This window comes from Pseudacidovorax sp. NFM-22, assembly GCF_021401245.1.
GTDB lineage: Bacteria > Pseudomonadota > Gammaproteobacteria > Burkholderiales > Burkholderiaceae_C > Xenophilus.
In genome coordinates this window covers 473,514-495,334 of record NZ_JACBFY010000005.1, presented here as the reverse complement: position 1 = coordinate 495,334, position 21,821 = coordinate 473,514, and the positions used below count along the sequence as shown (strand labels likewise).

The following is a 21,821-nucleotide window of genomic DNA, read 5'->3' as shown; positions in this document are numbered from 1 at the left end:
GCGCAGTCACCCCGGCGGGAGCGCCGGCAAGATGCGACTTCGGCATTCCCCGAAGCCGAGGGGCACGAAGCCTTCCCGCGTCGCCCTCGCGCGCAGCACCACTTCGTCGCCGTCCTCCAGCCAGTGGCGCCGCTCGCCGCTCGGCAGCGTCAGCGGCACCGTGCCGGCCGCGGTCATCTCCGTCAGGCAGCCCATGGCGCTGGCCTCCTCCCCCGACACGGTGCCGCTGCCCAGCAGGTCACCGGTGCGCATGTTGCAGCCATTGCTGGTGTGATGGGCGACCATCTGCTCGAAGCTCCAGCTGAGGTGACGCGGCGTGGTGGCCGAGAGGCGGACCGGCGCAGTCCCCGCCTCGCGCATCGCACGGGTCTGCAGCCACGCCTCCATGGCAATGTCGAGCGTGCCCTCCGCGGTGGCCAGGTGCTCTGGCGTCGGCGCTTGCCCTTCCGGCCGCGAGGGCAGTTCACCGCGGAAGGGGGCCAGCGCCTCGGCGGTCACCACCCAGGGAGAGACGACCGTCATGAAGCTCTTCCCAAGAAAGGGGCCGAGGACCTGTTCCCACCACTGGATGTCCTTGGCCGACCAGTCGTTCATCAGGCAGTAGCCGAACAGGTGCCGGCCCGCGTCGGCCACGGGAATGCGATGTCCCTGCTCGTTGCCTTGGCCGACGTAGGCGGCGAGTTCCAGCTCGAAGTCCATGGCTGCACTGGGCGCAAATCGCACGCTGCCATCCTTGGACCGGATCTGCCCCCAGGGCCGCACGGCGTCGGTGCCGCTGATACGGATCGACGAGGCACGTCCGTGGTAGGCCACCGGCAGCGAAAAGAAGGCCCGGGGGAGCGGCTCCTGCAGGCCCTTGAAGCGCCCGTGGCGCTCCGTATGCCAGGCGGAGGTGAGGAAATCGGTGTAGTCGCCGATGACCACGGGCAGCGCGAGCATGACCCCTGACATGGGCTCCAGACAGGGCGCGACGCGGCGGCGCAGCGGCGCGGACGCCGTCGTGGAGAGCGCTGCCGACAGCCGTGCGCGCAGATGCGAATGCTGCGCCGGGGGCAAGGCCATGAGCGCATTCAGCGATGGCTGATGCGCCGCATCACGCAGCGCATCGGAGGCAGAGAAGGATCCGGTCTCGAGCACCTTGGCAAGGTCCAGGATCCGGTCGCCCACCGCGACGCCGATCGCAAGTGACGGCCCCTCGAGGCGGCGGAAGACGCCGAAGGGCAGGTTCTGCAATGGGAAGTCGGTGTCTGCTTCGTTGGCGGTGTCCACCCAACTGGTGAGCGCCGGGTCATGGGTGTCGTTCAAATGCAAGATCATGGCGCTTACTCGACGCGGATGTTGGCGTCCCGGATCAGCGTCGCCCAGCGCTGCCTCTCGCTGCGCATGAAGGCGGCCATGTCTGCCGGCGAACTCGTGAGGATCTCGCCGCCCTGTTCGGCCACGCGCTGCCGGTTGGTGGGATCTGCCGCGGCCTTGGCATAGGCCGACTGGAGGCGGTTCACCACCTCCGCTGGGGTTCCGGCCGGTACCGACAGCCCCTGCCACGCCCAGGCCTCGTAGCCGGGCAGCCCCGACTCGGCGATGGTCGGCACGTCGGGCCAGTCCTTGAGGCGCCGGGGTGCGCTCACGGCGATGGCGCGCAGCTTGCCTGCGCGGATGTGCTGGGACGCCGAGGCCAGGTCCAGGAACATCACCGGCACCACCCCACCGAGCAGGTCGTTGGTCGCGGGTGCCGAGCCCTTGTAGGGCACATGGGTCATCGGCATCTTCAGCCCCTGGCGCAGCATCTCCATGGCGAGGTGGTGCGGCGAACCGGTACCCGGCGATGCATACGAGAGGTCGCTGCGGCGCGCCAGCGCGGCAAGGTCGGCCAGCGTGCGCACCGGCGTGGCATTGCCGACCACCAGCACGAGCGCGAACCGTGCCGTGAGGGAGACGGGGGACAGGTTCTCCTGAGGGTCGTAAGGCAGCTTCGGATACAGGCTGGGGTTGACGGCATAGGTCGCGCTGTCGCCCAGCAGCACGGTGTAGCCGTCGGGTGCTGCCTTGGCCACCATGTCCGCGCCGATGGCCGTGGCCGCACCGGGGCGGTTGTCGATCACGATCGGCTGGCCGAGTTCGGCCGCCATGGCCGGAGACACTGTCCTGGCGAAGACGTCCGATCCGCCGCCGGCGGGATAGGGCACGACCAATCGAAGAGGGCGGGTTGGATAAGGCTGGGCGGAGGCCGGGAGCACAGCCCCAGCCGTGAGCAGCAAGAGCGCAAGGGCCTTCCAGAAGCGTGGGCGGGTGAGGGTCATGGTGTCTCCTGTTCAAGTCGCGGGGTGAAGGGCGCGTTGCCCGGCGAGGGGGTGCGCTGATGTTTGGCCGCCGTCCAGGCAGCACATGCGGCATGCGCCTCCAGACGCGCCGTCGCCATGAATCCAGGATCGCCCGTCGGCGTGGTCAATTCCAGCCGCAAGCCGTTCGGGTCCATGAAGTAGATCGAGGACACGAAGCCGTGATCGGTGGGTCCGATCACCGCCACACCCGCGGCCAGCAGCCGGTGGTGGGCTGCCGCCAGGTCTCGTTCCGAAGCCACGCGCAGTGCCAGGTGGTGCACCCATGCAGGCGTGTTGGCGGAAGGCAGTGCGGCCTGGTTGTCGCCCAGGTCGAAGAACGCGAGGCAGGCGCCGTCGCCCAGCTCGAAGAAGACGTGGACGTAGGGGCAGTGCTCGCCGGTGCTGGGCACCTTTTCGGCGCGGATGACATGCACCAGCGGCAAGCCCAGCAGGTCCTCATAGAAGTGGCGGGTCTCTTCCGCATCGCGGCAGCGCCAGGCTGCATGGTGCAGCCCGCCGATCACAGGCATGGGGCGGTGGGTCATGGGGATCCTTGAAGGGGCATGGAAGAGGGGGGGCACGACACGGCGTGGCCCAGCAGGGTGTCGACCCGCTCGGGGTCGCCGCAGTCGAGGGCAAGAGCCAGGGCGACGCGTGCCAGCAGGGGCTCTCTGGCACCCTCCGGGGTTGCGGCCACCACCGCGCCGAGCGCCCGATAGATGCGCTCTGCGGGCGGGAGCACCTCCGTGTGGCGCGGTGCGGACGGATGGGCCATGGCGACACCGCTCGCACCGAGCGCCCGCGCCAGGGCCGCCGACAGCGTGGCGGGGTCCGGTGCGCGCCACCGCCCGGCCACGTGATGGTCGGGACGCAGCAGGTAGGTCGTGCCGTCAACGGCATCGAAGGCCTTGTGAAGGATGCCGCCCGGGTCCGCGATTGCATCCGGGTGCAACGCGGCGGATTCGTCGCGCGTGATGGACAGGCGCCTGCACGGGAGGGCGTCCGTCGCCGGCGCCGGCCCGACACCGGTTCGCGATTCATCGCCAAACACAAGCAGGGTGAATTGCGGACCCAACCAGTCGTGGAGCCAGCCTTGCGATCCGGCCAGCTTCAGGTCGGGAACGATCGCGCCGGGGTGGGGGCCGGCAGTGAACAGGTCGGGGATATCGATCGTGCTCAGCGGCGAGCCGCGAAGCGGCATCTCGCTCGTCTGGCGGGGATTGATGATGTCCGCCACGGTGGGCTGCGCTGGTGCCAACTGCAGAACCGCATCGCGCATCAGGCGCGCGCCCGCGTTGTGAGGGGTCATGAAGCGCGCGTTCCGGTCTGCCAGCGCCGCGTTGTCGGTGAAGGCGCCTCGGCGCTCCACCGTGTAGCTGTCGAGCAGCGCGTCGTCCGCCAGCCCCTGGTGCACGAGCGCGAGCTTCCAGCCGAGGTTCCACGCATCCTCCACCCCGGAGTTGAGGCCGCGGATGCCGAAGATGGGCATGAGGTGTGCCGCGTCGCCGGCAAAGAAGACCCGGCCGTGCCGGAAGCTGTCCAGTGCGCGGCTGTGGGCCCGATACACGCTGTTCCACAGCAGACGCCAGCGCCCATGTTCTCCGATGAAGTCGAGGTGGCGGGCGATGCGGGCCTCCACCGCTGCCGGCTCCTGGGCACCCCGTGGGTCCTCGTCGTCGCGCAGTTGAAAGTCGAGCCGCCACACGCCATCGGGCTGTCCGTGCATCAGCACCGTGGAGCCGGGGTTGGAGGGCGGGTCGAACCAGCAGCGACGGCCCATCTGCATGGCGGTGTCGAGTTCGATGTCCGCAATGAGGTAGCTCGCGTCATGGGTCGAGCCCTCGAGCCGCAGGCCCATGGATTCCCGAACCGTGCTGCGCCCGCCATCGCATGCGACGAGGTGCCGCACCTGCAATGTGTAGTCGCCCCGCGGCGTCTGCACTTCGACGGCGACCGCGTCCGGGCCCGCTTCGACTCGACGCACGCGATGCTGCCAACGCAGGTCGATGCAGGCGTGGCCGTGTGCCGCCTGGACGAGGTAGGCCTCGGCATGGCACTGCTGGATGTTGAGCATGGGGCGAAAGCGCAAGCGCTCGTCGTCGGGCAGGCGAAAGTGCAGGACCTCGCGGTCGCGCCAGAAGCTCCTGCCACCTTGCCACGTCACCCCTTGCTGTGCGATGCCGCTGGCAGCGCCGACGGCGCGCCAGATTTCAAGCGTGCGGCGTGACATGCCCAGCGCGCGGCTGCCCTCGCACACGCGCGCCTCGTCTTCAAGCAGCACGCTCGGCACGCCGTGTTGCGCAAGGGCGAGTGCAAGCGTCAGCCCCACGGGGCCGGCGCCCACGATTCCGATGGGATGCAAATCGACCGTGGCTTCGGCGATGCGAGGGAGAAGGCCCGTGGCAAACGGCCCGGGAAACGGCGTTGTATCGCTCATAAATTCCATTTTCTGGAATTTACATGGATTTATATCGCCTGTTTTATCAGTGCAAATACCATATCCGGGCTGGCTGGTTTGTGGATTGCGCCCCTTACGATGTGGAGATGTCCCAGTTGAACAAGGTGCTGCAGGTGTTGGCGGCATTTACCGAAGCGCGTCCCACCGCAAGTGCAGAAGAAGTGGCGCAGGCTCTGGCGATTCCGCGAACCACCGCCTTCCGTTACCTGGGCCAGCTCTGCGAAAGCGGCTTGCTGGCCAAGCAGGGAGGGCGGTACAGCCTGGGGCCGCGCATCATCCAGCTCGACTACCTCATGCGGCGTAGCGACCCGATGCTCATCGCGGCGCAACCTGTCATGGCGTCGCTGGCGGCCGCCACGCACTGCTCGGTCCTACTCAGCAGCCTGTTCGAAGACCAGATCGTCAACGTGCATCATGAGGCGGGTGCGGATGCCACGGTGTTCAGCTATGGGCGTGGCCGCACGCTGCCACTGCTTCGCGGTGCCGCGTCAATGGTGATCCTGGCCCACCTGCCGCCCGCACGCGTGCAGTCCATCTGCGAATCGCAGGCTGTCGCGCAGCAGGAGGACATGGCGGCGTTCGGCGAAAAGCTGCGTCGCGTACGAAAGGCAGGTCACTACGTCTCCCATGGCGAAGTCGACCCAGGCGTCACGGGCGTGGCGGTGCCTGTCTACGGAGCGGAGGGGCGGCTTTGGGGCAGCCTGTCGCTGGTGTTCGAGTCCCCGCGTGAAGGGCTCTTCAACAACGACCTGCTGGTGCGTCTGCTGCAGCAGGGTGGTCGCACGATCCAGTCGACTTTGAAGAGCCAATCGGGTGGCGGGGCCGAGCACTGACCGGCGGCTGCCGCGTCGCCGCCTGCTGATCGCCTGACGTTCCTGGTCAGAGCGCCGCGGGCGATAGCAAGTCCGGTCGCTGGGCGACGTGCCGCGGAGCCCGCCTGCTCACCTTCTGTCTCCATCCCGTCCGGAGATCGTCGGATGCGACGATATTCCGTCCCGTCGGACTGCTTATGGTTCGTTCCGCGCCGGCCCATGCCGGCACGCAGAACGAACAACGAGCAGGAGACAAACCATTGCTGGTACTGCAGATCGTCATCGCAGGCCTGGCGCAGGGCTGCGTCTACGGGCTGATCGCGCTGGGCTTCGTGCTCATCTACAAGGCCACCGAGACCGTCAACTTCGCGCAGGGCGACCTGATGATGCTGGGCGCCTTCGCCGGCTTCGCGGGCATGGGCCTGTTCGGCTGGCCCTTCTGGCTGGCCGCGCTGGCGGCGCTGGGCGCCATGGCGCTGCTCGGCCTGCTGATCGAGCGGCTGATCGTGCGGCCGGTACTGGGCCAGCCGCAGTTCACCATCGTGATGCTGACCTTCGGCCTGGGCTATGTGATGCGCGGGCTGATCACGATGGTGCCGGGCGTGGGCACCGACACCCACACCCTGGCTGTGCCCTACAAGGGTGAGACCGTGGCACTGGGCGGCGCGGTGGTGCTGGGGGCCGAGCAGCTGGTGGTGATCGTGGCGACGGCCGGCCTCTGCACGGCACTGTGGCTGCTGTTCCGCTTCACGCGCGTCGGCATCGCCATGCAGGCCTCGTCGCAGAACCAACTGGCGGCCTACTACATGGGCATTCCGGTGCAGCGCCTCAACGGGCTGGTGTGGGCGCTGGCCGCCGCGGTGGCCGCCGCCGCCGGACTGCTGCTGGCGCCGGTGACCTTCGTGCACGCCAACATGGGCTTCATCGGACTCAAGGCCTTTCCGGCGGCCATCGTGGGCGGCTTCGGCAGCCTGCCGGGCGCCATCGTGGGCGGTCTGATCATCGGCCTGGTCGAGGCGCTGTCGGGCTTCTACCTGCCCGAAGGCTTCAAGGACGTGGTGCCCTACGTGGTGGTGCTGCTCATGCTGGCCATCAAGCCCACCGGGCTCTTTGGCGACCGCGCCCGCAAGAAAGTCTGAAATGAAACCACCCCGTTTGGACTTCCTCACTGCGTGTGGAAGTCCCATCCCCCTCAAGGGGCGCACCCGGCGGCCGGGCAAAGCCCGTTCCGCGGGTGCATTGGCATGGCCTGCTCCGCGGCCCTTCGATCAGGAGGATGGCGCCGGTTTCATGCCGTGCAGGTGGCGCGTCGGCGCCGTGGACAACTGACATGCGCTTCATCTTCAAGACCCGCTACGACCAGGACATCGACCTGGCCCGCCACGGCGGCCAGCGCTTCTGGTACGGGCTGCTGCTCGTGGCCCTGCTGGCCGCGCCCTGGCTGCTGTCGACCTACTGGGTGGCGCAGCTGACCTTCGTCTTCATCTATGCCATCGTGGCCGTGGGCCTGATGCTGCTGGCCGGCTTCACGGGGCAGTTCTCCATCGGCCATGCGGCCTTCATGGGCGTGGGGGCGTACACCGAGGCCTACCTGATCGCCCGCGGCTGGCCGCTGCCCGTGAGCCTGGCCTGCTCGATGGCGCTGTCGGCGGCGGTGGGCGTGGTGGTCGGCCTGCCGGCCCTGCGCGTCAAGGGCATGTACCTGGCCATCGCCACGCTGTCCTTCGGCTTCATCGTCGAGGAGGTACTTGCCCGCTGGGAGAGCGTCACCGGCGGCAACGCCGGCAAGACGGTGGCCAGCGCCACGCTCTTCGGCCGGCCGCTGGACAGCACCGAGGCGCTGTACTTCCTGTGCCTGGTGTGCGTGGTCGGCGCCACGCTGGTGGTGCTCAACCTGCTGCGTTCGCCCACCGGCCGGGCCTTCGTCGCCATGCGCGATTCGGAGATCTCGGCGCAGAGCATGGGCATTCCGCTGGCGCGCTTCAAGTTCATGTCCTTCGCCATCTCCGCCGCGCTGGCGGGCCTGGGCGGCGCGCTGTATGCGCACAAGATGCAGTTCATCTCGCCCGACCAGTTCGGCCTGGTGCAGTCCATCGACCTGGTGCTGATGATCGTGGTGGGCGGGCTGGGCTCCATGCACGGTGCCTTCTTCGGCGCGATCTTCCTGATCGGCATGCCGCAGCTGATCTCGCTCGCCAAGGACTGGCTGCCGCCCGCCATGGCGCAGGCCGCGGGGCTGCAGAGCGTGGTGTACGGCGGCGTGCTGATCGCCTTCGTGATGCTGGAACCGCTGGGCATCTACGGCCGCTGGCTCAAGCTGCGCACCTGGCTGGAGCTCTACCCCTTCTACCGCCGCGGCATGTTCCGCCGCCAGAAGTCCTATGCCAAATCCGAAAGGCTGAAATGAGCACGCAGCCCCTTCTCTCGGCCCGGCACCTGAGCGTGCGCTTCGGCGGCGTGCTGGCGGTCAACGACGTGAGCTTCGATGTGATGCCCGGCGAGGTCTTCACGCTGATCGGCCCCAACGGCGCGGGCAAGACCACGGTCTTCAACCTCATCAGCCGCATCTACGAGGCCACCACCGGCGAGCTGCAGTTCGCCGGCCGGCGCCTCAACGACGTGCCGCCGCACGGCGTGGCCGCGCTGGGCATCGCCCGCACCTTCCAGAACATCGAGCTCTTCGAGCATGCGACGGTGCTGCAGAACCTGCTGATCGGCCGCCACATCCGCCGCCGCACCAGCGTGTGGAGCGAAATGCTCTTCCTGCCGCAGGTGCGCCGGGCCGAGCGCGAGACGCGCCGCAAGGTGGAGGAGGTGATCGACCTGCTCGACCTGCAGCACTACCGCGACGCCCAGGTGGCGGGCCTGCCCTACGGCGTGCGCAAGGTGGTGGAGCTGGCGCGCGCCTTGTGCACCGAGCCGCGACTGCTGCTGCTGGACGAGCCCTCGTCCGGCCTCAACGTGGAAGAGACCGGCGACATGGCCTTCTGGATCCAGGACATCCGGCGCGACCTGGGCGTGACGGTGCTGATGGTCGAGCACGACATGGGCCTGGTGTCCAAGGTGTCGGACCGCGTGCTGGCCATGAACCAGGGTGCCGTGCTGGCGCTGGGCGAGCCGGCCGCGGTGCAGGCCGACCCGGCGGTGATCGAGGCCTACCTGGGCACGGTGGACGACGTGGCCTCGCTGCGCCGGCCGCGCGCGGAGGTGGCGGCATGAGCGCGCTGCCGATCTCTGCACAGACCCCGCAGGCCGAGCTGCAGCCCACCCTGTCGCTCGCCAACGTCGAGAGCGCCTACGGCCCCGTGAAGGCCATCCGCGGCGTCAGCCTGCGCGTGATGCCGGGGCAGATCGCCGCGGTGCTGGGCTCCAACGGCGCGGGCAAGTCCACCATCCTCAAGACCATCAGCGGCATCATCGATCCGCAGAAGGGCAGCATCGTCTTCCAGGGCGAGGAGATCACGGCGCGCGACCCGGCGTGGATCGTGCGGCGTGGCCTGTCGCACGTGCCCGAGGGGCGGGAGGTGTTCCCGCTGCTGTCGGTGCGCGACAACCTGCTGATGGGCGCCTACACCCGGCGCGACCGCGATGCGGTGGCGCGCGACATGGAGACGGTGTTCGGCTACTTCCCCATCCTGCGCGAGCGGGCCGGGCAGGACGCGGGCCTGCTCTCGGGCGGCCAGCAGCAGATGCTGGCCATCTCGCGCGCCATCCTGGCCGGCCCCGCCATGATCCTGCTCGACGAGCCCAGCCTGGGCCTGTCGCCGCGGCTCACCAAGGAGATCTTCGAGATCGTGGTGCGCATCAACCGCGAGCGGGGCACCTCCATCCTGCTGGTCGAGCAGAACGCCAACATGGCGCTGAACGTGGCCGACCACGGCTACGTGCTGGAGAACGGCCGCATCGTCATGGACGACGCCTGCGACCGGCTGCGCGAGAAGGACGACATCAAGGAGTTCTACCTCGGCATGAAGGAAGCCGGCGCCCGCGGAGACCGGCGCTGGAAGAAAAAGAAGAACTGGCGGTGAGGCGGCGCATGGCACTCTGGAACCTCGATCACTTCGCGCCCACGGACGACATCGTCGTGCCGGGCGACACCATCTCGCGCATCTTCTGGGCCGGCGTCGCGGCGCGCGGCGAGCGGGTCATGATGCGGCAGAAGGACCTCGGCGTCTGGCGCGGCTGGAGCTGGAACGAGGTCGGCACCCTGGTGCGCGAACTCGCGATGGGCCTGGTGGCGCAGGGCCTGAAGCCGGGCGGGTGCGTGTCGATCCTGTCGAACACGCGCGTCGAATGGGTCTGGCTCGACCTGGCGGTGCTGGGCGCGGCGGGCGTGTCCAACGGCATCTATCCCACCGACGCGGCGGCCCAGGTGCACTACCTGTGCGAGGACTCGCGCACGACCGTGCTGGTGGTGGAGGACGAGGAGCAGCTGGACAAGGCGCTGGAGGTGCGCGCCCGGCTGCCGCTGCTGCACACCATCGTGCTCATCGACCCCAAGGGCCTGGCCGAGTTCAGCGACCCGATGGTGATGACGATGGACGCGCTGCGCGAGCGCGGCCGCGCGCACGATGCGGCGCACCCCGGCGAGTTCGAGCGCCTGCGCGAGCTGCGCGGCCCGGAGGACCTGGCCATCCTCATCTACACCTCGGGAACCACCGGCAAGCCCAAGGGTGCCATGCACAACAACCGCAGCCTGGTGACGGTGGTGCACGGGCAGAACCGCATCCTGCCGCAGGACGAACGCGACGAGCGCATGTGCTTCCTGCCGCTGTGCCACGTGGCCGAGCGGGTGGTCGGGCTCTATGCCTCGATCTACACCGGCACGCGCATGAACTTCGTCGAGAACCCCGACACCGTGCCCGAGAACGTGCGCGAGATCGCGCCCACCGTCTTCGCCGGCGTGCCGCGCATGTGGGAGAAGTTCTATTCGGCCGTCACCATCGCGGTCAAGGAGGCGGGCCCGGTCCAGCAGGCGCTGTACCGCTGGGCCATCGCCCAGGGCATGGCGGTGGCCGACCGCGTGCTGGCCGGGCAGCCGGTGAGCGCCTTGCTCAAGCTGCGCTACAGGCTCGCCGGGCTGGCGGCGCTGGACAACGTGCGCCGCTTCATCGGCATCCAGCGCTGCCGCTTCATGGCCACGGGCGCCGCGCCCATCTCGCCGGAGCTGATCCGCTGGTACCTCGCGCTGGGCATTCCCATGCTGGAGGCCTGGGGCCAGACGGAGTCCTGCGGCATCTCGACCAGCATGCCGCCCGGGCGCATCCGCCTGGGCACCATCGGCGCGGCCAGCCCCTACAACGAGGTCCGGCTGGACCCGGCCACCGGCGAGCTGCTGGTGCGCGGGCCCAACGTCTTCATGGGCTACCTCAACCTGCCCGAGAAGACCGCCGAGACCATCGACGCCGATGGCTGGCTGCACACGGGCGACGTGGGCACGGTGGATGCCGACGGCTACTTCCGCATCACCGACCGCATGAAGGACATCATCATCACGGCCGGCGGCAAGAACGTGACGCCCAGCGAGTGGGAGAACGAGCTCAAGTTCAGCCCCTACGTGACCGATGCGGTGGTGATCGGCGACCGCCGCGCCTACCTCACGGCGATCGTGATGATCGAGCAGGAGAACGTGGAGAAGTATGCGCAGGACCACGACATCCCCTTCTCCAACTACGCCAGCCTGACGCGCGCCCCGGAGATCCAGGCGCTGATCCAGGAAGAGATCGACAAGGCCAACCGCAAGTTCGCCCGCGTCGAGCAGATCAAGCGCTTCTTCCTGCTCGACACGCAGCTGTCGGCGGAGGACGAGGAGCTGACCCCCACCATGAAGCTCAAGCGCAGCTTCGTGCAGAAGAAGTACGCCGAGCAGATCGAGGCGATGTACCGCTGAGGCCGCCGATCCACCGTTCAACCGAAAGAGACACCGATGAGCCATTCAGAACTGCAAAGCACCGAACACCTGCTGGACGTGATCGAGCGCCTCACGCGCTGCTGGGACCAGCGCGACATCGAAGGCACGCTGAACTACTACACCGAGGACGTGCAGTACAGCGAACCCGGCGCCGGCGTGCGCATCGACGGCCGCGACCGGCTGCGCAACTACCTGCACAGCTACTTCAAGGCCTGGGACTCGCGCTGGACCATCTACGAGCACCATCGCCTGGAAGGCCAGAACGGCCTGGTCGTGTTCTGGGACATGGAAGTCTGGCGCCCGGGCTCGACCGACCGCGTCATGACCAAGGGCATGGACCTGGTGATGGTGCGCGGCGACCAGATCTCGCGCGACACGGTGTACTTCGACCGCATGCAGCTGAAGTCGCTGCTGGCCGCGGCCTGAGCCGCGGACGCACCCACGCTGCCGAGCCGGGTACGGCGGGCAGGCAAAGGACCGCGCCCCACGCTCGTCGGATACGACGATACCGGCCGCCCCCGCACGCCCTATGGTTCGGGCACGACAACATGCCGGCAGCGCACCGACCGGCCAGCCACTGACGGAGACAACCCCATGCGCACTTCGAGACGCCTTCATTCCTTCATCGGCGGCCTGGCCCTGGCGGCCTGCGGCCTGGCCGCCGCCCAGACCCAGGGCGTGACCAAGGACGAGATCCTCATCGGCACCTTGCAGGACCTGTCGGGCCCGCTGGCCGGCTATGGCAAGGACCTGCGCAACGGCATGCAGATGCGCATCGCCGAAGCCAACGACAAGGGCGGCGTGCACGGCCGCAAGCTGCGGTTGCTGGTCGAGGATTCGGGCTACGACCCCAAGCGCGCCGTGCTGGCCACGCAGAAGCTGGTGAACCAGGACCGCATCTTCGTCATGGCCGGCTCGCTGGGCACCGGCGTCAACAACGCCGCGCTGCCGGTGCTGGCCTCGAAGAACACCCTCAACTTCTTCCCGGCCGCGCTGTCGCGCGACATGTACGAGCCGGTGAGCAAGCTCAAGTTCGCCTTCCTCTCGTCCTACTACGACCAGATCGCGCCGGCGGCGGCGCGGCTCTACCGCGAGAAGAAGGCGGCCAGGCCCTGCATCATCTACCAGGACGACGAGTACGGCCTGGAGATCCTGCGCGGCACCGAGGCCGGCCTCAAGACCGTGGGCGCGGAGCTGGTCGAGAAGACCAGCTTCAAGCGCGGCGCCACCGACTTCTCGTCGCAGGTGGCGCGCATGAAGGCCGCGGGCTGCGACTTCGTGGTCACCGGCACGCTGATCCGCGAAACCGTGGGCACGCTCAACGAGGCGCGCCGCATCGACTTCAATCCCACCTTCCTGGGCGCCTTCGGCACCTACACCGACCTCATCCACAAGCTGGGCGGCAAGCCGATGGACGGCTTCTATTCCACGATGACGGTGCAGCATCCCTACGAAGACACCGTGTCGGACGCGCTCAAGCCCTGGCTCACGGCCTACCGTGGCCGCTTCAACGAGGCGCCGAGCGCCTATTCGATCTACGGCTACGTGATCGCCGACCGCCTGGTGCAGGCCCTGGACAAGGCCGGCGCGCAGCCCGACACCGACAGCCTGGCCCGCGCAGTCGAGGCGCTGAAGACGCCCGCCGACATGTTCGGCGTGCCCGAACTCTCCTTCGCGCCCGACCGCCACCTGGGCTCCAACAAGGCCCGGCTGTCGCAGATCCAGGACGGCCGCTGGAAGGTGGTGCTGGACTACGACCAGATGGCGCGCTGAGCCGTCGGCCCGCTTCGCCCTGCATCGCCACGGAGACACGGACATGCCGCTGCCTTCCTTCCTGCAACGCCCGCTGCGCAACGCCCTCGCGCTGCTCGGTGCCGGCCTGCTCGCCGCCCTTGCCCAGGCGCAGACGCCGCCCCAGGGCGTGACGCCCAGCGAGGTGTTGCTGGGCACCATCGCAGACCTCTCGGGCCCGGTGGCGCCCTATGGCCGCGACGTGCGCAACGGCCTGCAGATGGCCATCGCCGAGATCAACGCGCGCGGCGGCATCCACGGCCGCCAGCTGCGCCTGCTGGTCGAGGACCACGGCTACGACCCCAAGCGCTCGGTGCTCGCGGCGCAGAAGCTGGTGAACCAGGACAAGGTCTTCGGCATCGTCGGCAGCTTCGGCACGCCGCATTCGCTGGCGGCGATGCAGGTGATGTTCCCGAAGGGCGTGTTCAGCCTGTTTCCGATGGCGCTGGCGCGCGAGACCTACGAGCCGCTGAACCCGCTCAAGTTCGCCATGCTGCCGGCCTCCTTCGATCAGATCGCGCCGGTGGTGCCGGGCCTGTACCGCGAGCGCAAGGCCACGCGGGCCTGCGTGCTCTACCAGGACGACGACTTCGGCCATGAGGTGCTGAACGGCACCGAGGCCGGCCTCAAGGCCGTGGGCGCGACGCTGGCCGAGCGTGCCAGCTACAAGCGCGGCGCCACCGACTTCTCCTCGCAGGTGGCGCGGCTGAAGGCGGCCAACTGCGACTTCGTGGTGCTCGGCACCATCATCCGCGAGACCGTGGGCGTGATCGCCGAGGCGCGCAAGCTGGGCTTTGCGCCCACCTTCCTCATCTCGTCCACCGGCTATTCGGAGCTGATCCCGCGCCTGGGCGGCAAGGACATGGACGGGCTCTATGCGGTGCACACCGCGGCCTTTCCTTACCTGGACGACGCTTCCGCGCCGGTGGCCGACTGGGCGAAGCGCTACCAGGCGCAGTTCCAGTCGGTGCCCACCATCTTCGCCGTGTACGGCTACACCCAGATCAACCTGATCGCCAGGGCGCTCGAAGGCGCGGGGCCGCAGCTCACGACCGAGGGTTTCACGCGTGCGATGGAGGGTGTGGACGTGCCGGGCGATATCTTTGGCAACCCGCCGATGCGCTTCTCGGCCACGCAGCACCTGGGCTCCAGCCGCTCGCGGCTCTCGCAACTGCAGAACGGCCGCTGGAAGGTGGTGCTCGACTATGACCAGTTCCGCTAAGGCCATGCAGCCGGTGCACGTCGTCGGCGTGGGCATGCTGCCCTTCACCAAGCCCGGCGCCAGCGAGGCCTACGATGTGATGGGTGCCCGCGCCGCCCGGGCCGCGCTGGACGATGCCGGCGTCGACTACCAGTCGGTCCAGCAGGTGATGGCCGGCTATGTGTACGGCGACTCCTGCTGCGGCCAGGCGGTGTCGTACCGGCTGGGGCTGACGGGCGTGCCGGTCTTCAACGTCAACAACAACTGCGCGACGGGCTCCACGGCGCTGTTCCTCGCGCGTCAGGCGGTGGCCAGCGGCGCCGTGGACTGCGTGCTGGCGGTGGGCTTCGAGCAGATGGGCCGCGGCGCCATCGCCGCGCAGTGGACCGACCGGCCCGACCCCTCGCAGCGGTTGCTGGACACGCTGGAGCAGGTGCAGGGCCGCGACCCGCAGGCGCCCATCGCGGCCCAGCTCTTCGGCGGCGCGGGGCGCATGCACATGCAGCTCTACGGCACGCGGGCCGACACCTTCGGCCGCATCGCGGTCAAGGCGCGGGCCCATGCGGCGCACAACCCGCTGGCACTGTTCCGCACGCCGCTGACGCTGGACGAGGTCATGGCCTCGCCCATGGTGTTCGATCCGCTCACGCGGCTGCAATGCTGCCCGCCCACCTGCGGCGCGGCGGCGGCCGTGCTGTGCTCGGCCGCCTTCGCCCGCCGCCACGGCCTGGACATGCGCGTGCGCATCGCCGGCCAGGGCATGGCCACCGACGGCAACAGCAGCTTCGACGAGCAGGACCTGCGCAAGCTGGTGGGCTACGACATGGCCCGCCGTGCCGCTCGCACGGCCTACGAGGAGGCGGGCGTCGGGCCCGAGGACATCCCGGTCGTGGAACTGCACGACTGCTTCACCGCCAACGAGCTGATCAGCTACGAGGCCCTGGGCCTGTGCCGCGAGGGCGAGGCCGAGGGCTTCGTGCTCGATGGGCAGAACACGCATGGCGGGCGGGTGGTGACCAATCCTTCGGGCGGCCTTCTCTCCAAGGGCCATCCGCTGGGCGCCACGGGCCTCGCGCAGTGCGCCGAGCTGACCTGGCAGCTGCGCGGCGAGGCCGGCGGCCGGCAGGTGCCGGGTGCCCGCCATGCGCTGCAGCACAACCTGGGCCTGGGCGGCGCCTGCGTGGTCACGGTGTACGAACTCGGTTGAACCCTGTGCGCACCGGCGCGCATCGCCGGTAGTATTCCAGTCCCATGAGACTGCTAATCGCCGATGCCGGCGCGCCAGCGCCCGCGCCCGCCGCACCGCTGCCGGTGCCGCTGGCCGGCAAGCTGCGTCCGCCGCTGGACACCGCCTTCGAGCTGCCGCGCACCGAGGTCTGCGAGCGCATCTTCAACGCCGGGGCCGCCCGCCTCGTGCTGCTGCGCGCGCCGGCCGGCTTCGGCAAGACCACCGTCATGCTGCAGGTGCGCCGCCGCTTCGAGGAGACGGGCCTGCCCCATGCCTGGCTGACGCTGGACCGGGCCGACAACGACGTGGGCCGGCTGCTGGCCGTGCTGATCGCGGCGCTGGAGCCGCTCATCCCCGCCCTGCGCCGCCTGCAGCCCGGCGGCCCGGCCGGTGCCGACGAACTCGCCTTCGCGCTCATCGACGCGGTGGCTGCCCATCCCACGCCCTTCGCGCTCTTCCTCGACGACCTGGAGGAACTGCAGGGCGCCGTCGGCCTGGGCCTGCTGCAGGAGCTGATCGCGCAGCTGCCACGCGGCGCGCAGCTCATTGCCGGCTCGCGCGGCGCGCCCGAGCTGGGCCTGGGCCGGCTGCGCGCCCGCGGCCGGCTGCTGGAGATCGAGCCCGAGCAGTTGCGCTTCTCGGAAGCCGAGGTCGACGGCTACCTGCGCGAGCGCCGCGGCCTGGCCCTGCAGCCCGAAGACATCCGCCGCCTGCACCGCAGCACCGAAGGCTGGGTGGCGGCGCTGTGGCTGGCGTCGGTCACGCTGGAGGACCGGGACGAGCCCGGCCGCTTCATCGCCGGCTTCTCGGGTTCGAACGCGGCTGTCATGGACTACCTGATGGAAGACGTGCTGGCCCGCCAGAGCGAGACCGTGCGCGCCTTCCTGCTGCACACCAGCATCCTGGCGCGCTTCGATGCCTCGCTGTGCGATGCCGTGTGCGCCGCGGTGGGCGAGCAGCACGACAGCGCCGGACTGCTGCGCGCCATCGACCAGGCGCACCTCTTCCTCATTCCCCTGCAGGCCGACCGCAGCGAGTTCCGCTACCACGGCATGTTCGCGGAGTTCCTGCGGGCGCAACTGCGGCGCCAGCATCCGGGGCGCATCGCCGTGCTGCACCGGGCCGCGGCCGACTGGTTCCTGGCCAGCGCAAGGCCGGTGCCGGCCATCGAGCATGGCCTGGCCGCGGGCGACCTGGACTTCGCGCTGCCCCTGCTGCGCGCGCATGCGCAGCCGCTGCTCGATCAGGGGCGGGTGCGCATGCTGTCGCGCTGGCTCGATCCGCTGCACAAGGCCGGCCGGCTGCACGACCAGCCGCTGCTGCAGGTGGTGCATGCCTGGGCCGTGTGCCTGGCCGACGGCCCGCGCGCGGCCGGGCCGCTGGCCGATGCGCTGGGGCCGGCGGTGCATGACGATCCGCACAGCCATGCCATCCTGCTGGCGCTGCAGCCATTGCTGCTGGTGCTCACCGACCGCACCGACGAGGCCATGGACAGCGTGGCGCCGCTGCTCAAGGCGCTGCCGTCCAGCGCCAGCTTCGCGCGCAGCTTCCTCGAAGTGGTGCTGGCCAACCTGTCGATGATCGCCGGCCGCTATCCCGAGGCCCTGCGTCTGGCCGATGCCGCGCGCAGCCGCCAGCCGGCGCATGCCAGCAGCTTCAACTTCGCCATCTCCGAGGCGGCCGAAGGCGCCGTCGACCTGACGCAGGGGCGCCTGCACAAAGCCCTGGCCCGGCTGCGGCTGGCGGTGAGCGCGGGCGCCGCCGATTCCACCCGCGCCACCAACGGCAATGCCATGGCCGGCGTGCTGCTGGCCGAGGCGCTGTACGAGGCGGACCAGTGCGAGCAGGCCGAGCGCCTGCTGGCGGTCTACATCCCGCTGATCCGCCGCGTGGGCATTCCCGACCAACTGATCAGCGCGCACATCGTCATGGCCCGCATCGCGCGCGAGCAGGGCGATGCCGACCGCGCGCAGCGCCTCCTGACCGAGCTGGAGCACATCGGCCATCGCGAGGGCCTGCCGCGCGTGGTGGCCTGCGCGCGGGTGGAGCGCGCCCGCTCGCTGGTGGTGGAAGGCCGTCTGGCCCAGGCCCATGCCGAGCTGGAGCGCTGCAACGACAAGGCGCTGTGGCGGCGGGTGAGCCGGCTCTCGCTGCGCGCCAACGAGGTCGAGACGCACGACGTGGGCCTGGCGCGCTGGTCTATCGCCAGCGGCCATGCGGATGAGGTCGCCGACCTGCTGCGCCGCCAGCTGGATGCGGCCGAGCGCGCGCACCGCGAGCGCCGCGCGCTCACGCTGCGGCTGCTGCTGGCCCAGGCCCTGTACCGGCTGGACCAGCGCAATAAGGCCATGCGCGTGCTGGCCAAGGCCGTGCGCCAGGCCGCGGCCGAGGGCTATGTGCGCGCCTTCCTCGACGAGGACGCCTACCTGCTCACGCTGCTGCGCGACCTGCGCGCCGTGCCCACGCTGCTGCTCGATGGCGCAGGGGAGGGCAGTGCCGACGCGCCGCTGGCCTTCATCGACCGCCTGCTGCGCGAGCCGCCCGCGGCGGCGGCCGAGGCCCGGCCCAGCGAGGCACCCGGCGTGCGCAGCGCGGCCGCGGCCAGCGAGCTGCTCACCCGCAAGGAGATCCAGGTGATGCGCCTGGCGGCCGAGGGCCTGTCGAACGACGACATCGCCGAGCGCCTGTTCGTGGCCGAGACCACCGTGCGCACGCACCTGCGCAACATCAACGTCAAGCTCGATGCGCGCAACCGCATGGAGGCGATCGCGCTCACGCGCAAGGCTGGCTTGATTCCCTGAGCGGACGCATTCCGGTGCGGCCGGCCCCGCAATCTCGTCGCAAGCGACGATACCGGCGCGGCCCTGCTTTTCGACACTGCGGCGCATGACGCAGACGAGCGAGCTCTACCGCCCCGACCACGAACTTTTCCGCGACAGCGTGCGCCGCTTCATGGCCGAGCGGGTCGGCCCCCGGCTGGACGCCTGGGCCGAGCGCGGCTGCTTCGACCCGGCCATCTTCCGCGAGGCCGGCGAGCTGGGCCTGCTGTGCCCCACCGTGCCCGAGTCGCTGGGCGGGCCGGGCGCAGACCTGCTCTATTCGGCGGTGCTGCTGGAAGAAGCCGCGCCGTACAGCAACTTCGGCCTGTCGCTGACGATGCATTCCGAAATCGTCACCAACTACCTGCTGCACTTCGCCAGCCCGCCGCTGCAGGCGCAGTGGCTGCCGCGCATGGTGACGGGCGAGGCCATCGGCGCACTGGCCATGACCGAGCCCGACGGCGGCTCCGACGTCAAGGCCATCCGCACGCATGCGGTGCTGGAGGACGGGCACTTCCGCCTCAACGGCGCCAAGACCTTCATCTCCAACGCCACCACCTGCGACCTGGTGATCGTCGTGGCCCGCACCGAGCCCGATGCCGGCGCCCGCGGCATCAGCCTGCTGGTGGTGGACACCACGCTGCCCGGCGTGCGCAAGGGCCAGCCGCTCAAGAAGATCGGGCTCAAGTCGCAGGACACGGGCGAGCTCTTCTTCGAGGACGTGCGCGTGCCCGCCGACCAGCTGCTGGGCGAACGCGGCCAGGGCTTCGTCTACCTGATGAAGGAGTTGCCCTGGGAGCGGCTGCAGATCGCCGTCTCGGCCGTGGCCGCGGCCGAGGACGCCTACCGCCAGACCCTGGCCTATGTGCGCGACCGCCGCGCCTTCGGCCAGGCGGTGGCCGACTTCCAGCACACGCGCTTCCTGCTGGCCGAGCTCAAGACCGAGATCCGCATCGGCCGCACCTTCGTCGAGCGCTGCCTCGCGGACCTGATGGCCGGCCGCCTGGATGCGCAGGCCGCCTCCATGGCCAAGTACTGGTGCAGCGATCTGCAGGGCCGCGTGGTCGATGCCTGCGTGCAGCTGCACGGCGGCTACGGCTTCATGGCCGAGGTGCCCATCGGCCGCGCCTATGTCGATGCGCGCGCCCAGCGCATCTACGGCGGCACCAACGAAATCATGAAGGAACTGATCGCCCGCGATCTTTGAAGGACAGCCGCATGCGTGCATCCGAATCTCCATCCGCCTTTGCCCGCGACGGCATCGCCGTGCGTCACGACGGCCCGCTGGCCGTGGTCGAACTCGATCTGCCGCAGCCGAAGAACAGCTTTCGCGCCGGCAACGCGCAGGCCCTGTCGGCAGCGCTCGACAGCGCGCTGGCGGATGGCGCCCGCGCCGTGCTGCTGCGCGGCGCCGGCCCGGTCTTCTGCGCGGGCTGGGACGTGGCGTCGATCCAGCCCGGAGATGCGGACCCCATGGCCGTGATCGCCGAGGTGGTGGGCCCGCTGCTGCGCCAGCTGCGCGAACTGCCCGTCCCCACGGTGGCCGAGGTGGCCGGCCCGGCGCTGGGCTTCGGCTTCGGCCTGGCGCTGTGCTGCGACATCGTGCTGGCGGTCGAGGACGCGCTGCTGGGCAGCCCCTTCCGCAACCTCGGCATGGTGCCCGACAGCGGCACGCACCACCACCTGCTGAGCCGCCTGGGCCTGGGCCTGGCGAGCGAGCTGATCTACACCGGCCGGCTGCTCAAGGGCAGCGAGGCCGCGGCCCTGCGCCTGGTCAATCGCGCGCTGCCGGCGGCCGATCTGCCTGCCGAGGCGCGGCGCCTGGCCGAGGACATCGCCCACGGCCCCACGCGGGCCTTCGCCCTCAGCAAACAGCTGCTGCTGCAGGGCGGCGACTTCGACTCCATGGTGGCGCACGAGGGCCGGCAACTCCAGCAGGTCTTCGCCACCGCCGACCTGTGCGAAGGCATCGCCGCCTTCCAGCAGCGGCGCAAACCGCAGTTCCAGGGCCGATGACCGGCCGCTCCTTTCTTTTCCCGCTCCCTTCGAACCCATGACCGATGCCTTCATCCTCGACGCCGTGCGCACGCCGCGCGGCAAGGGCCGCGCCAGCGGACGCCTGCACGAAGTGCCGCCCGCCCGCCTGGCGGCCGTGACCCTGGACGCGCTGCGCACGCGCAACGGCTTCGCGCCCGAGCAGATCGACGACGTGATCCTCGGCTGCGGCGAGCCTTCGCTGGAGCAGGCCTCCAACATCGCCAAGGCCGCCACGCTGGCCACGCCGGGCTTTCGCGAGGTGCCGGGCGTGCAGCTCAACCGCTTCTGCGGCTCGGGCCTGGAGGCCTGCAGCTTCGCCTCGGCCATGGTCATGGCCGGCCAGGCCGATCTCATGATCGGCGGCGGCGTGGAGAGCATGTCGCGCGTGCCCATGTTCGCCGGCGGCGGTGCCTGGGTGACCGATCCGCAGATCACGCTGCCCAACCGCCTCGTGCCGCAGGGCATCTCGGCCGACCTGATCGCCACGCTGTACGGCTACGGCCGCCGCGACGTGGACGCCTATGCCGCCGAAAGCCAGCGCCGCGCCGCGGCGGCCTGGGCCGAAGGCCGCTTCGCCCGCTCGGTGGTGCCGGTCAAGGACATGCACGGCAACCTGCTGCTGGACCGCGACGAGCATGTGCGCGGCGACACCACGGTGGACTCGCTGGCGCAGTTGGCGCCCTCCTTCACGCAACTGGGCGAGAAGATGGGCTTCGACGCCGTCGCCCTGCAGCGCTATCCGCAGGTGGGCGCGATTGCGCATGTGCACCATGCCGGCAATTCCTCCGGCATCGTCGATGGCGCCTCGGCGGTGCTGATCGGCAGCCGCGCGATGGCCGACCGGCTGGGCGTCAGGCCCCGCGCCCGCGTGCGCAGCTTCGGCGCCGTGGGCAGCGAGCCCACCATCATGCTCACCGCGCCGGCCGCCGCGGCCGAGGCCGCGCTGCGCCGTGCGGGCATGACGGCCAGCGACATCGACCTCTTCGAATGCAACGAGGCCTTCGCGGCCGTGGTGCTGCGCTTCATGGAGGCGCTGGGCGTGCCGCACGACAAGGTCAACGTCAACGGCGGCGCCATCGCCATGGGCCATCCGCTGGGCGCCACGGGCGGCATGCTGCTGGGCACGGTGCTGGACGAACTGGAGCGCCGAGATCTGGCCACGGGGCTGGTCACGCTGTGCGTGGGCGGCGGCATGGGCTCGGTGATGGTGATCGAGCGGGTGTGAGGAGCAACGAGGACATGG

The 21,821-nt window shown here is 69.9% G+C and carries 18 protein-coding genes; 14 read left to right on the top strand and 4 right to left on the bottom strand.

Features of this window, described 5'->3' with window-relative positions; genetic code table 11:
- Nucleotides 1-6: 6 nt before the first annotated feature.
- The 4 genes from fahA to L0984_RS19845 are packed head-to-tail and all read right to left on the bottom strand — an operon-like array spanning nucleotide 7 to nucleotide 4,758.
- Nucleotides 7-1,317, bottom strand: coding sequence for a fumarylacetoacetase (gene fahA, locus L0984_RS19860; protein WP_255697501.1), 1,311 nt, complete (start codon nucleotides 1,315-1,317; stop codon nucleotides 7-9).
- A 5-nt stretch (nucleotides 1,318-1,322) separates the two neighbouring features.
- The gene (locus tag L0984_RS19855) at nucleotides 1,323-2,300 is read right to left on the bottom strand and encodes a Bug family tripartite tricarboxylate transporter substrate binding protein (RefSeq protein WP_255697500.1); all 978 of its coding nucleotides are present in this window, start codon (nucleotides 2,298-2,300) and stop codon (nucleotides 1,323-1,325) included.
- Nucleotides 2,297-2,866, bottom strand: coding sequence for a VOC family protein (locus L0984_RS19850; RefSeq protein ID WP_234195664.1), 570 nt, complete (start codon nucleotides 2,864-2,866; stop codon nucleotides 2,297-2,299). The genes L0984_RS19855 and L0984_RS19850 overlap by 4 nt, the downstream gene beginning before the upstream one ends.
- Nucleotides 2,863-4,758: an FAD-dependent monooxygenase gene (locus L0984_RS19845; protein WP_234195662.1), complete on the bottom strand. Its 1,896-nt coding sequence runs from the start codon at nucleotides 4,756-4,758 to the stop codon at nucleotides 2,863-2,865. Before L0984_RS19845 ends, L0984_RS19850 begins: the two co-directional genes overlap by 4 nt.
- Nucleotides 4,759-4,781: 23 nt before the next feature.
- Between L0984_RS19845 and L0984_RS19840 the strand changes: the two genes are divergently transcribed.
- The 14 genes from L0984_RS19840 (at nucleotide 4,782) to L0984_RS19775 (ending at nucleotide 21,803) form a co-directional block, all read left to right on the top strand.
- Entirely contained in the window at nucleotides 4,782-5,612 is an 831-nt protein-coding gene (locus L0984_RS19840) for an IclR family transcriptional regulator (protein WP_234195660.1), read from the top strand.
- A gap of 239 nt (nucleotides 5,613-5,851) precedes the next feature.
- On the top strand, nucleotides 5,852-6,730 hold the full coding sequence (locus L0984_RS19835) for a branched-chain amino acid ABC transporter permease (RefSeq protein WP_058641019.1): 879 nt from the start codon (nucleotides 5,852-5,854) through the stop codon (nucleotides 6,728-6,730).
- Between the two features lie 191 nt (nucleotides 6,731-6,921).
- Nucleotides 6,922-7,998, top strand: coding sequence for a branched-chain amino acid ABC transporter permease (locus tag L0984_RS19830; protein WP_234195658.1), 1,077 nt, complete (start codon nucleotides 6,922-6,924; stop codon nucleotides 7,996-7,998).
- Nucleotides 7,995-8,810, top strand: a complete 816-nt coding sequence (locus L0984_RS19825; RefSeq protein ID WP_234195657.1) for an ABC transporter ATP-binding protein — start codon at nucleotides 7,995-7,997, stop codon at nucleotides 8,808-8,810. Before L0984_RS19830 ends, L0984_RS19825 begins: the two co-directional genes overlap by 4 nt.
- Entirely contained in the window at nucleotides 8,807-9,619 is an 813-nt protein-coding gene (locus tag L0984_RS19820) for an ABC transporter ATP-binding protein (protein ID WP_234195655.1), read from the top strand. The genes L0984_RS19825 and L0984_RS19820 overlap by 4 nt, the downstream gene beginning before the upstream one ends.
- An 8-nt stretch (nucleotides 9,620-9,627) precedes the next feature.
- Complete coding sequence (locus L0984_RS19815) at nucleotides 9,628-11,481, top strand: AMP-dependent synthetase/ligase (RefSeq protein WP_234195653.1); 1,854 nt, start codon at nucleotides 9,628-9,630, stop codon at nucleotides 11,479-11,481.
- 36 nt (nucleotides 11,482-11,517) lie between these two features.
- Nucleotides 11,518-11,928: a nuclear transport factor 2 family protein gene (locus L0984_RS19810; RefSeq protein ID WP_234195651.1), complete on the top strand. Its 411-nt coding sequence runs from the start codon at nucleotides 11,518-11,520 to the stop codon at nucleotides 11,926-11,928.
- 168 nt (nucleotides 11,929-12,096) lie between these two features.
- Nucleotides 12,097-13,275, top strand: coding sequence for an ABC transporter substrate-binding protein (locus L0984_RS19805; RefSeq protein WP_234195649.1), 1,179 nt, complete (start codon nucleotides 12,097-12,099; stop codon nucleotides 13,273-13,275).
- Nucleotides 13,276-13,318: 43 nt separating this feature from the next.
- Nucleotides 13,319-14,515, top strand: coding sequence for an ABC transporter substrate-binding protein (locus L0984_RS19800; protein WP_234195648.1), 1,197 nt, complete (start codon nucleotides 13,319-13,321; stop codon nucleotides 14,513-14,515).
- Entirely contained in the window at nucleotides 14,499-15,701 is a 1,203-nt protein-coding gene (locus L0984_RS19795; protein ID WP_234195646.1) for a lipid-transfer protein, read from the top strand. Before L0984_RS19800 ends, L0984_RS19795 begins: the two co-directional genes overlap by 17 nt.
- Before the next feature lie 44 nt (nucleotides 15,702-15,745).
- Nucleotides 15,746-18,523: a LuxR C-terminal-related transcriptional regulator gene (locus L0984_RS19790; RefSeq protein ID WP_234195644.1), complete on the top strand. Its 2,778-nt coding sequence runs from the start codon at nucleotides 15,746-15,748 to the stop codon at nucleotides 18,521-18,523.
- 85 nt (nucleotides 18,524-18,608) lie between these two features.
- The gene (locus L0984_RS19785) at nucleotides 18,609-19,748 is read left to right on the top strand and encodes an acyl-CoA dehydrogenase family protein (protein ID WP_234195643.1); all 1,140 of its coding nucleotides are present in this window, start codon (nucleotides 18,609-18,611) and stop codon (nucleotides 19,746-19,748) included.
- An 11-nt stretch (nucleotides 19,749-19,759) separates the two neighbouring features.
- Nucleotides 19,760-20,557 (top strand): enoyl-CoA hydratase/isomerase family protein, encoded by a 798-nt coding sequence (locus L0984_RS19780; RefSeq protein ID WP_234195641.1) that lies wholly within the window; start codon nucleotides 19,760-19,762, stop codon nucleotides 20,555-20,557.
- Nucleotides 20,558-20,594: 37 nt separating this feature from the next.
- The gene (locus L0984_RS19775) at nucleotides 20,595-21,803 is read left to right on the top strand and encodes an acetyl-CoA C-acetyltransferase (RefSeq protein WP_234195639.1); all 1,209 of its coding nucleotides are present in this window, start codon (nucleotides 20,595-20,597) and stop codon (nucleotides 21,801-21,803) included.
- The last annotated feature ends 18 nt before the right edge of the window (nucleotides 21,804-21,821 follow it).